A 16,339-nucleotide genomic window follows, 5' to 3' on the forward strand; every position below is an offset into this window, starting at 1 on the left:
GGATGGATTGACCGTTCAAAAAATCCGGCATTATATCGACAGATGCTGTTTTCTCCTGTAAGTCACCATGTGAATGCGATTGATGAGATTCTTCATTTTTAGTACCACAAGCGGACAGAATCAATGCCGTAATGATTAATAGGAATAAACTTTTTGTTCGCACTGCTTCACCTCATTGAATTAGTTTTGACTAATATATCATATTCTCTAAATAGAAATAGCGTTATTCTGTAATGTTCAAAAAATCGTTGAAATAAATACAATCCATTCATCCAGCAGCAGGAGGTGTCCAGAAGCTTTTTTAACCTTTTTTATTTGTCATTCATATTAGTAAATGTTAATATGATTGCATATCATATTAGAGAGTACTGATATGAAATTGGAGGGCAATAACATGACACAAACTAATCTCGATGTAAAAGCAAAATTCATACGCGGCTTCAGTGATAAAACGCGGCTTCAGATATTGGAAAGTATTAAAGATAAAGAGAAAACAGTATCACAAATTGTTGAAGAACTAAGTGGAAACCAGTCTAACATCTCTCAGCATCTGGCCTGTTTAAAAGGCTGCGGGATCATTGTGGGAAGACAAGAGGGGAAATTTATTTTTTACAGCCTTCGCAGTGATCAAATTAAGTCGCTCCTTACGCTGATGGACGTTGTGTTTAATGATGTGGAAGAAGAGGTTGCCGCATGCGAGCGAAATGAAAAGTTGGATTGCTGTTCCAATGAAAAGGCGGTAAATAAATCATGAATAAAAAAAACGATGGCGGCCCTTCTAGCGAACCCCCTAAGTTTAAGAAGACTCTAACTATAATAGAAAACTCGAACGATCAAGACACATGCCAAGATGATTGCTGCCGCATTGAAGGCAATGCTAAATCGCCTGAGCTGGACCAACTTAATACGACAGCAGATCGAAAAAGTGAATTTGCAATTCATGGGATGGATTGCAGTTCTTGTGCGTTAACGATTGAAAATCATTTGAAAAATGTAGCATTTGTGAAAAGCGTTAACGTGAATTTTTCTACGGGTACTGCAAAAATAGATCATGAGGGTAATCCGGAGGAAATTATCAAAGAGATTCGTAATGCAGGATTCAAAGCTGCCTTGTTGATGAATAAGAGAAAGGTTCAGGAAACAAAACCAGACAGATCAGAATACAATTTAATCGTATTTTCTGGTGTGTTACTGTTTATGGGATTCCTAGGTTCATTAACAGATGTTTCCCTTTTGGTTTTGAATGTACTTTACGCTGTTACCATTGTGTTCGGCGGTTATAAGCCAGCCAAAAGTGCTTTTTATGCTATTAAGAGCCGATCGCTGGACATGAACGTTTTGATGACTGCAGCCGTTATCGGTGCCGTTTCGATCGGCGAATGGATGGAGGGGGCGACAGTAGTTTGGTTATTCGCGCTGGGGAACGCGCTTCAAAACAGAACCTTAGAGAAGACGCGGAACTCCATTCGTAACCTGYTTGATCTTGCTCCACCTGAAGCGTTGGTAATGGAAGCTAATGAATTAATCAAAAAACCAGTTGAAGACATCGTGATTGACSAAATCATTTATGTCAAACCAGGCGATAAAATCCCGCTGGACGGCGAAGTTATTAAAGGCGAATCAAGCGTTAACCAAGCACCCATTACCGGTGAATCAATCCCCATAGATAAACACATCGGCGATACCGTCTACGCAGGAACGATCAATGAACATGGTTTGCTTGAGATTAAAATCACAAAACTTGTTGAAGATACGACCATTTCTAAAATTATTCACCTTGTTGAAGAAGCACAAGAACAAAAAGCGCCAACACAAGCATTTGTCGACAGATTTGCTCGTGTCTATACGCCGTTGGTTTTTATATTTGCACTTACGGTCATGATTTTCCCTCCACTTCTGGGATTCGGAGAATGGAGAGAATGGTTGTATAAAGGATTGGAACTGTTGGTGGTAGCTTGTCCTTGCGCTCTTGTTATCTCAACTCCCGTGGCTATCGTTTCAGCAATCGGCAACGCAGCCAAAAACGGAATTTTAATTAAAGGAGGTGCTTTTCTTGAGATAGCTGGAGGCGTTACGGCTATCGCATTTGATAAAACAGGTACGTTAACAGAAGGAAAACCTAAGGTTACCCAAGTGATGCCTTTGGAGATTTCCGAAAATGAACTTTTAGCGGTCGCACGTACACTGGAGGAATTTTCAACTCATCCCATCGCAAGAACTATAGTTGAATATGCTAAACAAAATGATGTCGCTTCTTTAAAGGGAGAACATTTCAGAAACATCGTAGGAAAAGGCATAAATGCCACCATCGCTGGCACAGAGTATTTTGCTGGAAATCTAAAATTGTTTCAGGATATCAAATCGCCAATCAGTGACTTAGAAAAGCTCATCTTCTCGTTGCAGCAAGAAGGAAATACGATTATTGTAGTTGGGACCACAGAGCGAGTCATGGGGATCATTGCCGTATCTGACACGGTTCGTGAGAGTGCGGTTAACGCTCTTGAGGAGCTGAAATTAGTTGGAATACATGAAGTGGTTATGCTCACAGGTGACAATAAGGGAACGGCTCATAAGGTTGCGGCACAAGCAGGTGTAACGAGATTCTTTTCGGAACTCTTGCCTGAAGACAAAGTAGAAGCTATTAAGAGGCTTCAGCAAGAAGGAAACATCGTAGCAATGGTCGGTGATGGGATTAATGATGCTCCTGCCTTGGCAACCGCTGACCTTGGTATCGCAATGGGTGGAGCCGGAACAGATACGGCTTTGGAAACAGCTGATATTGTGCTTATGGCTGACAATTTGGAGAAGTTGCCACATACTGCAAAACTCAGCCGAAAAGCCCTTCGAATTATTAAGCAGAATATTTGGTTCTCCATAATCATAAAACTGCTTGCCTTGATATTGATTTTCCCTAACATCTTAACTTTATGGATCGCTGTGCTCAGCGATTCAGGAGCTGCTTTGATTGTAGTATTGAATAGCATGAGATTGTTAAAAATAAAGTAGAAACCATTAGAATATGAATAACAACTTATGGTAAAATAATGAAGGAATTAACTAGTTGGTAATATTCTTATACTTTGGAAAAGTTAAGAGTGCCAAACTTAAAAGGAGGAATAACAATGTCAAAATTAAATATCGGTATTATTTTAGGGAGTACCCGTCAAGGCCGTTTAAGTCCACAAGTAGGAGAATGGGTAAAAAGTGTAGCTGATAAACGGGGTGATGCTAATTATGAAATTGTAGATATCGCTGATTTCAAACTTCCTCTATTAGGTGAAGTTGATGCTACGGAACAAGCAACAGCATGGAATACAAAACTTACTACACTGGATGGTTTCGTTTTTATTGTCCAAGAATATAACCATAGCATATCTGCTTCCTTGAAAAATGCTTTGGATTATGCACGTGACGCATGGAACAATAAAGCTGCGGGCATTGTTAGCTATGGTTCTGTGGGTGGCGCTCGTGCTGCTGAGCATCTAAGAGGAATCCTAGGAGAATTGTCCGTAGCGGACGTTCGTGTACACCCGGCTTTGTCTTTATTCACTGATTTCGAGAATGGGACGGTATTCAAACCAGCTGATTTGCATCTAACGAATGTTAATGGAATGCTTGATCAAGTGTTAGCATGGAGCGGCGCTTTGAAATCTTTACGATAAAATAGCTGTAAAACAAACATAAACACATTTAAGTGATACTTATTGCAATTAAAAAATGGGTATGCTAAAATGCTTTTAATTTAGTGATTGGAGTTGAAAAGAATAATGTAATATTTCTTGCAGATGATATAAAACAATAAAACGACAAAAGCGATATTTTTTTTCGCGTGTTTTATTATTTATATGCAAGAAAGTTACTAAATCTTTTCACTCAAACATATATCCTAATCTAACTCTATACCGAGTTGGATTAACTGTATTTATTTGAGCTACAAGAAAAGTAACTTTCTTGTAGCTTTTATTTTTTTCATACAGGAGGATAATTTCATGTCATTAATAAATGTAACAAACCTGACGTTTGCCTATGACGGCAGTTACGATAACATTTTCGAAAACGTAAGTTTTCAAATCGATACCGATTGGAAATTAGGCTTTACGGGAAGAAACGGTAGGGGAAAGACAACATTTATGAGCTTATTGCTTGGTAAATATGAATACAGCGGAAATATTTCTGCTAATGTCAGCTTTGAATATTTCCCTTTCCATGTCGAGAACAAGGAGAATAATACATTAGATGTGATCAACGAAATATTTCCGGATTATACTCACTGGAAATTATTGCGTGAACTTTCGTTGCTCAAGGTGTCTGAAGATGTTTTATATCGACCCTTTGATTCATTGTCTAACGGAGAGCAAACCAAAGTGCTGCTGGCTACCTTATTTATTAGGGAGAATAGTTTCCTATTAATTGATGAACCAACCAATCATCTTGATATGAATGCAAGAAAGCTTGTCAGTGATTATCTCAATACCAAAAGCGGATTTATTCTGGTGTCTCACGACAGATCTTTTCTTGATAACTGTGTAGACCACATCCTTTCAATCAATAAGACCAACATAGAAATTCAAAAAGGTAATTTTTCTAGTTGGTGGGAAAATAAAATGAGACAAGATAACTTTGAGCTTGCAGAGAATGAAAAACTTAGAAAAGACATTAAACGCTTGTCGGATTCATCTAAGCGAACGGGCAACTGGTCCAACGAGGTGGAAAAAACAAAAAACGGAACAAGAAACTCCGGTTCCAAGGTCGATAAAGGATATATTGGCCACAAGGCTGCTAAAATGATGAAACGCTCAAAAGCTATTGAGCAAAGACAGCAATCTGCGGTAGTTGAAAAGTCTAAGCTCCTTAAAAATATCGAAAGCTCTGACAGCTTAGAGATTTCACAGCTTGCTTTTCACAAAAACCAACTTGCTGCACTTGATAATGTTTCGATTTTTTACAGTGAGAAGATGATTTGTGATGATATAAGTTTTACTATTGAGCAGGGTGAGCGAATTGCGCTTTCTGGTAAGAACGGCTCCGGTAAATCAAGTATCATCAAACTAATTTGCGGTGAGGAAATAAACTATACAGGTACCTTCAGGAAAGACAGCCAGTTAGAAATATCCTACGTATCACAGGACACCTCTCATCTTCAAGGCAATTTATCTGACTTTGCGGCCAGCAACGGGATTGATGAAAGCCTATTTAAATCGATTTTAAGAAAGCTTGATTTTTCCAGAGTTCAATTCGAAAAGGACATTTCAGCATTTAGCGGAGGGCAAAAGAAGAAAGTGCTAATTGCAAAAAGTCTTAGTGAGAAAGTACATTTGCATATTTGGGATGAACCGCTTAATTTTATTGATATCATTTCTAGGATGCAAATTGAAGAATTACTGCTTGAATACTCACCAACCATTCTTTTCGTGGAGCATGATAGGGAATTTTGCAAAAATATTGCTACAAAGATCATTGATCTTTAATTGAAAATTCAATAATATTGTTACAAAAAATGTCCGGCAGATTAAATCTGCCGGACATTTTTTTATAATAAAATCGAAAATTCAAAAAAAACATGAATGAATCACATCATTAGAGGCGTTGCAATGCCTGAAATATATGTATGAATCATGAAACCAATGTTGTCTGCTTTCCGTATCACATTTTAATAGACGCTTTACGCAAGAGAAATTGAATAGTTTACTCAAACACAAAAGGGGAATATCTGCACAGTAAAGTCGTGATTACGAGAAAGACATTCTCCGACTTTAGTGGCATTGCCGATAGAGGCACTGTTAGTGAGAATTTTTCCTAACAGGTCGAGGTCTTTTGGGGTTTGGGGCACTAGAAGCGTATCATTTTAATTTAGGAGGATATAGGATGGATTTCGGAATGTTAATGGAGTATGGCTGGGTGCTGCTTGTATTGATTGCGCTGGAGGGCTTGCTCGCAGCCGACAACGCGCTTGTACTGGCGATTATGGTTAAGCATTTGCCTGAAGCAGAGCGTAAAAAGGCTTTGTTCTACGGTTTGGCAGGAGCATTTGTTTTCCGCTTTGGTTCGTTGTTCGCGATTTCGTTTTTGGTGGATGTTTGGCAGGTTCAAGCCATCGGAGCGCTCTATCTTCTGTTTATTGCACTCAATCACATATTCCGTAAGGTCATCGTGAAGAAAGGCGAAGATTCCGCAGCTCAGAAATCGGGTAAGGAACCTAAGAAAAGCGGATTCTGGATGACCGTTCTCAAAGTTGAAGTGGCGGATATCGCTTTCGCGATAGACTCGATTCTGGCAGCCGTTGCGCTTGCTGTTGCATTGCCGGCAACGAACCTGCCAAAAATCGGGGGTATGGATGGCGGTCACTTTATCGTAATTTTCCTTGGTGGATTTATCGGCCTTATCATCATGCGCTTTGCAGCGAATATGTTCGTTAAGCTTTTAGAGAGCAGACCTGCTCTGGAAGTCGCTGCTTTTTGTATCGTCGGCTGGGTCGGTGTTAAGCTAGCGGTTCATACGCTTGCACATCCATCGCTGCATGTTATTCCTCATGATTTCGCGGAATCGACAGCTTGGAAAGTAACATTCTACGTGGTGCTCCTGCTCATCGCCGTTAGCGGTTGGATTATTTCAGGCAGCAAAGAGAAGCAAGATCAGGTGTCGAAAGCAGCTTAAGCGGACAGAAACAGGTTGCTAGATGCATGAATTAACGAAATGGCCTGATCTAGTTGGCAGTAATTAAATGAAATAATACGGGTTACATGAAACCGAGCGCCTCGTAGCGCTCGGTTTTTTTTATAGGCAATGGAAGGGGAGCGGCTTGATGAGAGGATGTTTGGTGATCAATTCTGATGAGATTGGATTACGAAAAGGCAGGGAAGAATTTTTCCCGACATAGGCCATGTAAGCCCCCATAGAACCATCTATTTCTGTCGGATACTAAATATCTTTGACGAAGAATGTCTCATTTGCACGAGAGGAGTTGACAACTGAAAGCGTATTCAAGTACGATATCTTCGCGAATAGCTGAAAAAATACTTAATCATTACAGTACGAAATGGAGGGGATTATTTACACGTTAATGAAACCGGTTTCACTATTCTTCTACGCGTATATTTGCTCCATAATGTTAAAATATTGGACCATTAACGCCTTTTATGTAACCGGTTACAAAAATATTCGATCAGTTGTTATGTAATTTAAAAAGGAGATGAATTCGTAATGCGAAAGGTTTTGTCGGCTACTCTTATTGGAGCAATCCTTTTCGGAAATGCCTTTGGGAATATTCAACCGGTGAACGCGGCAGATGCAACGAATGTGATCTTGGATGCTAATACTCGCTATCAAACGATTCATAACTTTGGCGCATCTGATGCTTGGTCGATTGATCCGATTGGCAAGGAGTGGAGTGAGGATAATAAAAACCAAATCGCTGATCTATTATTTTCGGTAGATAAGGGGATTGGTCTTTCTGGTTGGCGATTTAATATTGGCGCTGGCAGCAATATTACGGATCAAGATATTGTTCAGACTAAATGGAGAATGTCTGAAGCTTTCAAGCAAACGGAAACCGGCGAGTACGATTGGACCAAGCAAGCCGGACAGCAGTGGTTCCTTGAGGCAGCCAACAAACGAGGCGTTGATCAGTACGTTGCATTTTCGAATAGTCCTCCTGTCTGGATGACAAAGAACGGACATGGACAAGCCGATAATACTGTGGGTTCCACTAATTTGAAAGAAGGATACGAAGATGAGTTTGCAAGCTACTTGACCGATGTTGTGAAACATATACAAGATGATAAAGGAATTGAATTCCAACATATCAGTCCGATCAACGAGCCGACCTGGGACTGGAACCGAAGCAATCAGGAAGGGAATCGGTATAACAATGAGGATGTCAAGCGAGTCGTAAATTCACTTTATGATGAACTGCAGCGGCAGGCTGTTAATTCCCATATTGAGATTCCCGAAGCGGTTGAGTATAAAGCGCTGCTTGATGATGAAACGTATATGGAATATTCGGGCGGGAACACACCTTACATGGCTGGGAGCAACAGTGCCGGTACCGGTAAATACCGTGAATACATCAAGGACTTTATCGGCAATGCGGAAATGAAGGACAAGGTCGGCAATATGGTTGCCGTACATTCCTATTTTTCTGAAGGTAACAATGATTTGACGAACCTGCGCAGCATCGCGCGTGAAAATATGGATCGCTATGGCGGCGGAGAGCTTTGGATGACAGAGTACAGTATCCTTGGTAATTATGGCCCCGGCCGCGATTTGGGTATCGATCCCGCGCTTTATATCAGTAAGGTGATTCATCATGATTTGACGGTAGCAAACGTCTCAGCATGGCAGTGGTGGACCGCTGTATCCAATGTTGATTATAAAGATGGTTTGGTTTATACCGATTATCAGGTACCAGGGGATCAACAGAATGTGCTGGATTCCAAGATGCTATGGGCATTAGGCAACTATAGTAAATTTATCCGGCCTGATTCCGAAAGGATAGCCATGACGGGTTTGCCGAACAATGATCCGAATGGTTTTCTTGGCTCCGCTTATATGGACGAGACCAATAAAAAAGTAATAACAGTTTTTGTTAACAACACTTCCGAAGCCAAAGATATTCGTCTTCAAACAAACAACCTGCCGGCGGGAACGAAAGTGTACCAGTATATCCCTTATGTCACATCGGCTTCCGATGATTTAGCAGAAAAGTCGCCAGTCGCAGCGGGGACTGCGTATACTGTACCGGCAAAATCCATCGTAACGCTAGTTGGCGCATTCCATGACGAAACAGCTGTACCAGCTGAGCCAACTTTGAAGTCCGTTAAAGCGGAGCATCAAGCGATAACCGTCGATTTCGAGCATGTTCCGGGAGCGGAATCGTACACGGTCAAATATGGTACCGCAAGCGGACAATATACGAAAGAAACCGAGACGTTTAATGACAGTACTCATACCATTACAGGATTAACGAATGGAACAACATACTATGTTGCCTTAACAGCAATCAATACCAACGGGCAAAGCAATCCATCGACTGAGAAACAATCAGTGCCAAATCTGTTCCCTCCAGATGATGTGAAAGCAATACCTGGAGATGGCCAAGTTACGATCTCCTTTATGCCTAGATCAGGTGTTTCCGATTATAGGATCCAGGTTCAGCCTGTTGCTCCGGGGGGAGCCGGACAAACAAAGGAAGTTAAAGCCGAACCCGGCACCTTGCACAAGTCAGTGATAACTGGTTTGGTAAATGACGCCGAATACGATGTTTTTGTCGCTTCTGTCAGTGGTTCGGAGGAGAGCACTGCGGTTAACTTGAAAGTGACCCCAGCCTCCATGCCGCCGGCTAAAGTTATTGCCATTCCCGGCGATAAGGAAGTTAAGCTGGAATACAGCCTTGTCCCGGAAACTGTAAGCTATCATGTGCAATATGGGACGGAAAGCGGAAGTTATGAGCAGAAAGCCGAATCCACAGCCGGTACGCATACATTGACCAATCTGACTAATGGTACGCCTTACTATGTTGCAGTCTCGTCCGAAGGCGCCGGAGGTGAAAGCAAACCGTCAGATGAAATTTCGGTAGTACCTTCGGCCGAAAATGTAGTGTTTGAGGATTCCTTCGAAGATGGTACCGTATCGGCATGGTCGCCGTTGATCGGCGCTTGGGGTGAAAGCGATGGTATATTGAAGCACCAATCGGGTAACAGTGCGCAGGGCGCCATTTCCGTCGACGGTCAACGAATAATCGATGGTACCATTACAGCAGTGGCCGTGCATGCAATGCCGGATGCGGATTGGGGAATCTTTTTCCGTGGGACTTACGACAAATCGTATAAATTTCTATTCGAAAACGGAAAGCTTCATTTACGAAGAGGCAATGATTCCATTTCGAAATCGGTCGATTTTAATCCGGAGTTAAATGGAATATATAAATTGACAGTGGTTTTAGCCGGGAAAAATATTAAAGCTTACCTTGATGACCGGTTGATATTTGATGTCAACGATACCAGCTATACAGGCGGGGGATTCGGACTACACAGCTGGGCTGATGCTCAGTTCCGTTATTTTAAAGCAGCAGAAGCTGAAGGAGAACCGGTTTTGATGTCTCCAGAACTTTATGCTGCGCAGCCTTCAGCTGGTTCCATTTTGGTTTCCTTCTCTGAGGTAGTTGGCGCGGATTCCTACCGTGTTCATTATGGTACTGCTAATAACGTCTATTCCAACACGGTTGAAACGGAAGAGCCTCGTCAAATGATTACTGGACTAGAGAACGGCGTCCGTTATTTTGTGGCAGTAAGCGCAATAAAGGGTGATCAGGAAAGCGGAGTGTCAAATGAATTATCCGCATTGCCGCTCATTCCCGCGGATCCGTGGCTCTTGTACTATGTGAAAGCCGGCGACGATGATCCTGGTACGATCAAGGGTTCCCAGATGCTCGGCGTAAAACATAGTGTGAAAGACCAAGCTTACGGAACCGATACGGTTACAGGAAAGGCTTGGGGATATACGACGAACGGAGGGACTTGGTCGCAGAATACGGGGGAAGGTTATTTCGACGGCCTGCGAATCGACGAYGGCGATGCTGCGGGGAAAGGCATTACTTATAAATTCGAGGTGCCGAACGGAAGTTACAAAGTGACACTCGGTTTCAAAGACCCGTGGAACAACAATGCGCGATCACAAATCATTTCACTTGAAAATCAGCTGGATAGTACATCTTTTGTGCCTGGAAACGAGACGGTAAAACAATTTACCGGAGTCGAAGTAAATGACGGTACACTTGATGTAGGCGTATTAAGGGACATTGCCAATACGGGGAAATACGAGGATCCGATGGTTAGTTGGATTAAAGTGGAAATAGACACTACAGGCTTGCTTTATTATGTGGACGCCGGGGATAACAGTCCCCTCGTGCTCGAGTCGGGCGAGAGCTTCGGATCCATGAACCGTAATGAAGAACAGCCATTCGGAGTAGATCCGGTTACTGGCTTGCAATGGGGATATGCCGCCTTTGGAAATTCTACCTGGGCAAGAACGGATGCTTCAGAAGCCGATGATACGATTCGCCAATACGATGGAAACGCGTCCGGACCGGGGAAAGGATTAACTTACAAATTCCAGGTCGAGAAAGACAGCGACAAACAGTATACGGTGACGCTCGGCTTCAAAGATCCTTGGAAAAGCTCGAACCGATACGAGGATGTCATTATAGAAGGCAAGACCGTATTAAGCGAATATAACATTGGCGCCAAGGTTGAGACAAAAGTTTTTGATGGCATAATTGCTGCTGACGGTACGCTTGAAGTAGAAATCACGCGTAATATCAACCATGCCAGCGGCGATAAACCGATGATCAGTTGGATCAAAGTTGAGCAAACTTCTGAGAATATTCCAGATCCCGTATTAAGCGGAATTGAAGCAAATGAAACAGCTGTTCAACTCAAAGCGAAAGATACACATCAAATCACAGTGAAGGCCATATATTCTGACGGAAGCTCCAAAGATCTTTCGGCAGAAACCCAATTCGCATCCGATCATCCCGAGATTGCGAATGTAGATAATAATGGTCTAGTAACAGCTTTAAAGGCCGGAACAACGAATATTGTCATCACGTATCAGGGGATGTCCACCGTTGTTGCGTTAACAGTAACTCCGTCTGTTGAAGGTCTGATCGGACTAAAAGCTGAGGTGGAAGGGACTGAGAATGTTAGAATCGGAGAAACTCTTCAAACTACGGTTATTGCCTACTATCAGGACGGCAGTACTGCAGATGTGACCACGCATGCAAATTATCGCTCTCAGAGTGTAAAAATCGCATCGGTCGACGCAGCTGGGGTGATTACAGGCTACAAAGTCGGAAAAACCGACATTTATGCAGATTTTGCAGGCAAGCAAGCATCTATCACGATCAAAGTGAAACCGTATAAGTGGAAGGAAGATTAGATTGAACATCGTTTTGGCCGCATAATGAAATCTCATTAAACGTACACAAAAGAAACCGCTCATTTGGTTAATGGTTCATTTGTAAAACCATTTCCAAATAGCGGTTTCTTTACGTTTGTTTGATCGTCTCGATTTTCTTTCATATTAAAAAAGCAGTTCGTAGAAGCCTACCATGTATCTCACGATTTTACATAAAATGCATATTAAAAATAACATTAGGGAACATTTTTAAGGACTGAAACGCAGTTTACTTAGGGGCGATAAAAAAATGTCATTTAATAAATTTTACACTGGTTCAAAACAAAAACAGGAAAACTCAACTTTAAGGCAGCAGCCAGAAGATGAACATTCGAAACCGCTTCAATCAAGTCTTCAGGACAACTTGGAATCGTTTAGGATGGCTTTTAACAACAGCCCGGAAATTGTAATCAGAGAGTGGAACTTCGGCGGTAACCATGCCTTCAAATCAGCTTTAATATTCGTATCCGGACTCGTAGACAACCAATTCATCAATCAATTCATAATGGCACCATTGGTGCCGTTCTCGAACATACCGGAAGAACGGTTACTGGATATTTTCAAAGAACACTTATTGCCCATTGGAGGGATTAATGAGACAGACGATTTCGGTTCTCTCCTAACAGGTCTATTATCCGGAGATACCGTTTTCCTTTGCGATCGTTGCGACCGTGGTTTACTCATCGATTCAAAAGGCTGGGAGACGAGAGCTATAGAAGAACCGACCTCCCAGAACGTGATTCGCGGACCAAAAGATGGGTTTACCGAAAACTTGACGACTAATATCGCATTGGTGCGCCGTAGAATTATCAACTCCAAGCTTTGGTCGGAACAATATCGGATTGGTCAGGTCACGAAGACGAAGGTTTCGATTTTATATATTCAGGGCATCGCCTCTAAGAAAATAATAGATGAAGTTCGTGAAAGATTAAAGCAGATAGAGATAGACGGAATTTTAGAGAGCGGATACATAGAGGAAATGATTCAGGACAATAATTTTTCTGTATTTCCTACCGTATTTAACAGTGAAAGACCCGATGTAATCGCCGCAGGACTCCTTGAGGGCCGTGTTGCTATTGTTGTGGATGGTACGCCATTCGTGCTGCTGGTTCCGGCTTTATTTACACACTTTTTTCAAGCTGCCGAAGATTATTATCAGCGTTTTGACATCTCTACCCTCATCCGTTGGCTTCGCTATTTCGCATTTATCATTGCACTGCTCGGACCTTCTTTTTACATCGCTATTACGACTTATCACCATGATATGCTGCCACCGCAATTATTGATTAGCCTGTCAGCACAACGGGAAGGAATACCTTTTCCCGCTTTCATTGAGGCATTGATAATGGAACTGACGTTTGAACTGCTGCGTGAAGCCGGCATACGTTTGCCTAGAGCAGTTGGCCAATCGATTTCAATCGTCGGGGCACTTGTCATCGGTCAGGCTGCAGTACAGGCGGGAATCGTATCGGCAGCCATGGTAATTGTCGTATCCATTACTGCGATTGCAAGTTTCACAATGCCTTCCTATAACTTTGCGATTTCGATCCGGATTTTAAGATTCGGGATGATGGGACTAGCCGCGTGCTTTGGATTATATGGCATTGTGGCGGGGGTCATTATGGTCATCCAACATCTATGCCATTTGCAGTCTTTCGGGGTTTCCTACATGTCACCGCTAACCCCCGTTAATACAGCGATGCAAAGAGATACGTTTCTCCGCGCTCCTTGGCGGCTAATGCGGAAAAATTCGATTATAGCTCAATTAAAGGAAACCATTATTAACAAAAGAGCTTTAGACAACCCCAAAACAAAGAAAGGGGAGTAAATTGAAACCTACAATTATTTTATTTCTGGTTGTGCTATGCAGTTCGTTGATTACAGGATGCTGGAACCGTCGCGAGTTGAATGAATTGGCCGTAGCTGTTGCCGTTGGAGTGGATAAAAAAGATAAAAAAATAATCCTTACCGATCAAGTACTTAATGTTGCCGCAATTTCAGGGCAACATGGCGGTACTTATGCTCCTGTTAATTCATTTCAGGAGACAGGGGAAAGTTTTCAAGAAGCGGCAAGAAAGATGACCACAAAGAGTACAAGGAAAATCTATGTGGGTCAGCTTCAGATATTGGTATTAGGGGAGGCTTTCGCCAAAGAAGGGGTAACGAAAGTTCTCGATCACATATCTAGAGATCATGAGTACCGTAGTGATTTTTATGTTATCGTTGCCCGAAAAACAGAAGCACGGGATATATTAAGAGTGTTCACACCTTTGGAGAAAACACCTGCAACAAAATTAAAAAATTCTCTCGAGGTATCTTCCTCAGTATGGGGACAGACTTCAGCTGTAGAATTCCGAGATTTTACTGCTAACATCATTAGCAAAGGAAGAGAAGCCGTTCTGACAGGAGTCACCGTAGAAGGTTCCACGGAAAAAGGAAATGGCATCAACAATGTAACCAAAATTTTTCCGGGTGCCCGGCTTAAGTATGTCGGACTTGCCGTTTTTAAAAAAGATAAGTTAATTGGCTGGTTAAATGAAAAGGAAAGCATTGGCTACAATTTTACTCAGGGAAAAATTAAAAGCACAGTCTTGGCTCAGCCCTGCCAAGATAGCAGTGGTGAAATAACAGTTGAGTTACTCCATACGAAATCAAGGATGAAAGCTTTTATAGAGAAGGGGAAACCCTCTGTTAATATCTTAGTAGAATCTGAAGGTGTCGTGACTGACGCCCAGTGTTCGCTTGATCTTACAAATCCGTCTACCATAACTCAAATCGAGGAAGCATCTAAAGCTCAAATAAACAATGATATTTCGTCAGTCGTCCGAAAGATGCAGCACCGGTATAATTCCGACATTTTCGGATTTGGCGAGCTATTTGAGCGCAAACATCCTAAGTACTGGGAAAAAGCCAAAAGAGAATGGGATGATGTTTTCCCTACAATAAAAGTTAAAATTCAAACGAAAGTAAACGTAAAGCAGATGTTTAGAACAACAAAATCAATTGATGAACGCATAAAGGAGCAGTGAGTCATGTGGGGAGTAACAGCTGTGTTAGCAGTTGGGATGGTGATTGTCGCCTTTGAAGTACCTGCATTAATCAAACAAGGTTCCTGGCGGGTGCTGGTTGCGTTTTTTGCCTTGTTAACTACTGGATTGACTTTACTGATTTGTATTTCTATCGGAATTGAAATTCCAACACCACTGGAACTGCTCAGAACTATTTACGAACCGACAGGTAAAGCGCTACGAGGAGAATGAAGGAGAAAGATAATGGAAAAAGAAATGATTAAAGCTGCTCAATTTAAAAAAATGGTTTTCCTATATACGGTAGGGACCTCCATTATCCTTATTCCTAGTACGCTTGCTTCCGATGCGAAAAACGATGCTTGGATCTCTGCAATACTCGGAACAGTGGCAGGGTTGATTTTGGTCGGGCTATACCTCGCCTTGGCTAACTTAGTTCCGGGAAGAACGATCGTGGAAATCTGCTTTGTCCTGCTTGGGAAATGGCCTGGCAGGTTGTGTTCACTTCTTTTGTTTCTGTATTCATTTATCTTGACGACTTTGGTCATGCGAAATCTTGGTGATTTTTTGACGGCGTCCATGTTTCCGGAAACGCCAATAAATGCGATCCATCTGGTGTATCTCGTCATTGTTTTAATAGGTGTCCGATATGGGTTGGCTAATATTGCGAGAACAATGGATATTTTTTATCCGTTTATTTGTTTATTGTTTATCCTATTCGCACTATTGCTTACTCCTGAAATTGATTTTAAACAGCTGCAACCTGTATTTGGGAGCGGGGGTTGGCCGATTGTAAATGCAACATATTCCTACATTAGCTTTCCATACCTCGAGTACGTCTTGTTTCTCATGATTTTGCCTAAAGTAGAGGATCCCAAAGAAGGTGGGAAAGCTTTTCTTAAGGGTACGTTACTCGGTGGATTCGTATTGCTAATGATTACAACACTTTGTCTCTTGGTCATGGGGACAGGAATGACTTCAAGTAATCTTTATGCCAGTTTCGAGATGGCCAAAATTATAAAAATTGGAGACTTCATACAAAGGGTTGAGGTCATCATAGCAGTCATTTGGTTTGTTACGATTTTTTGTAAATTAGTCGTTTGTTTTTATATGGCGATCCAATCGTTCTCCCAAAGTTTTAATCTCGGGGATTACCGTCCACTTGTATTTCCTATGGGAATGATTCTATTTGCAATAACCAGCTTTATTGTCCCGGATATGGGTTACTTCATTTCGTTCGACAGATACGTCTGGACGATGTACTCATTCACATTCGGATTCGTATTTCCATTGCTGCTTTTACTGATAGCTATCGTTAGAAGGAATCGAAATGCCCGATAAAAATATAGATCAATTAAAAG

Annotated in this window: 11 protein-coding genes; 10 read left to right on the top strand and 1 reads right to left on the bottom strand. The window is 41.9% G+C overall.

From position 1 onward, the window contains the following. Window positions 1-163, bottom strand: a 163-nt coding sequence (locus AC1DLI_RS28285; protein ID WP_477608237.1) for a PCYCGC motif-containing (lipo)protein, incomplete at its 3' end; no start/stop codon positions are given. 231 nt (window positions 164-394) lie between these two features. On the opposite strand from AC1DLI_RS28285, the gene AC1DLI_RS28290 reads away from it, so the two are divergent. The 10 genes from AC1DLI_RS28290 (at window position 395) to AC1DLI_RS28335 (ending at window position 16,319) form a co-directional block, all read left to right on the top strand. After that, window positions 395-754, top strand: coding sequence for an ArsR/SmtB family transcription factor (locus AC1DLI_RS28290; RefSeq protein WP_477608103.1), 360 nt, complete (start codon window positions 395-397; stop codon window positions 752-754). Next, window positions 751-3,006, top strand: coding sequence for a heavy metal translocating P-type ATPase (locus tag AC1DLI_RS28295; RefSeq protein ID WP_477608105.1), 2,256 nt, complete (start codon window positions 751-753; stop codon window positions 3,004-3,006). The genes AC1DLI_RS28290 and AC1DLI_RS28295 overlap by 4 nt, the downstream gene beginning before the upstream one ends. Before the next feature lie 116 nt (window positions 3,007-3,122). Continuing rightward, on the top strand, window positions 3,123-3,662 hold the full coding sequence (locus tag AC1DLI_RS28300) for an NADPH-dependent FMN reductase (protein WP_477608107.1): 540 nt from the start codon (window positions 3,123-3,125) through the stop codon (window positions 3,660-3,662). A 327-nt stretch (window positions 3,663-3,989) separates the two neighbouring features. Next, window positions 3,990-5,468: an Lsa family ABC-F type ribosomal protection protein gene (locus AC1DLI_RS28305; protein ID WP_477608109.1), complete on the top strand. Its 1,479-nt coding sequence runs from the start codon at window positions 3,990-3,992 to the stop codon at window positions 5,466-5,468. A gap of 397 nt (window positions 5,469-5,865) precedes the next feature. Continuing rightward, a complete protein-coding gene (locus tag AC1DLI_RS28310; protein ID WP_477608111.1) occupies window positions 5,866-6,654 on the top strand; it encodes a TerC family protein in 789 nt (262 codons plus the stop codon). 546 nt (window positions 6,655-7,200) lie between these two features. Then, entirely contained in the window at window positions 7,201-11,934 is a 4,734-nt protein-coding gene (locus AC1DLI_RS28315) for a glycoside hydrolase (protein ID WP_477608113.1), read from the top strand. A 268-nt stretch (window positions 11,935-12,202) separates the two neighbouring features. Further along, on the top strand, window positions 12,203-13,780 hold the full coding sequence (locus AC1DLI_RS28320; protein WP_477608115.1) for a spore germination protein: 1,578 nt from the start codon (window positions 12,203-12,205) through the stop codon (window positions 13,778-13,780). A 1-nt stretch (window position 13,781) separates the two neighbouring features. Further along, complete coding sequence (locus tag AC1DLI_RS28325; protein ID WP_477608117.1) at window positions 13,782-14,981, top strand: Ger(x)C family spore germination protein; 1,200 nt, start codon at window positions 13,782-13,784, stop codon at window positions 14,979-14,981. A 3-nt stretch (window positions 14,982-14,984) separates the two neighbouring features. After that, a complete protein-coding gene (locus tag AC1DLI_RS28330; protein WP_477608119.1) occupies window positions 14,985-15,212 on the top strand; it encodes a hypothetical protein in 228 nt (75 codons plus the stop codon). 12 nt (window positions 15,213-15,224) lie between these two features. Next, window positions 15,225-16,319, top strand: a complete 1,095-nt coding sequence (locus tag AC1DLI_RS28335; RefSeq protein ID WP_477608121.1) for a GerAB/ArcD/ProY family transporter — start codon at window positions 15,225-15,227, stop codon at window positions 16,317-16,319. The last annotated feature ends 20 nt before the right edge of the window (window positions 16,320-16,339 follow it).

It is taken from the genome of Paenibacillus sp. 01T443, assembly GCF_056398325.1.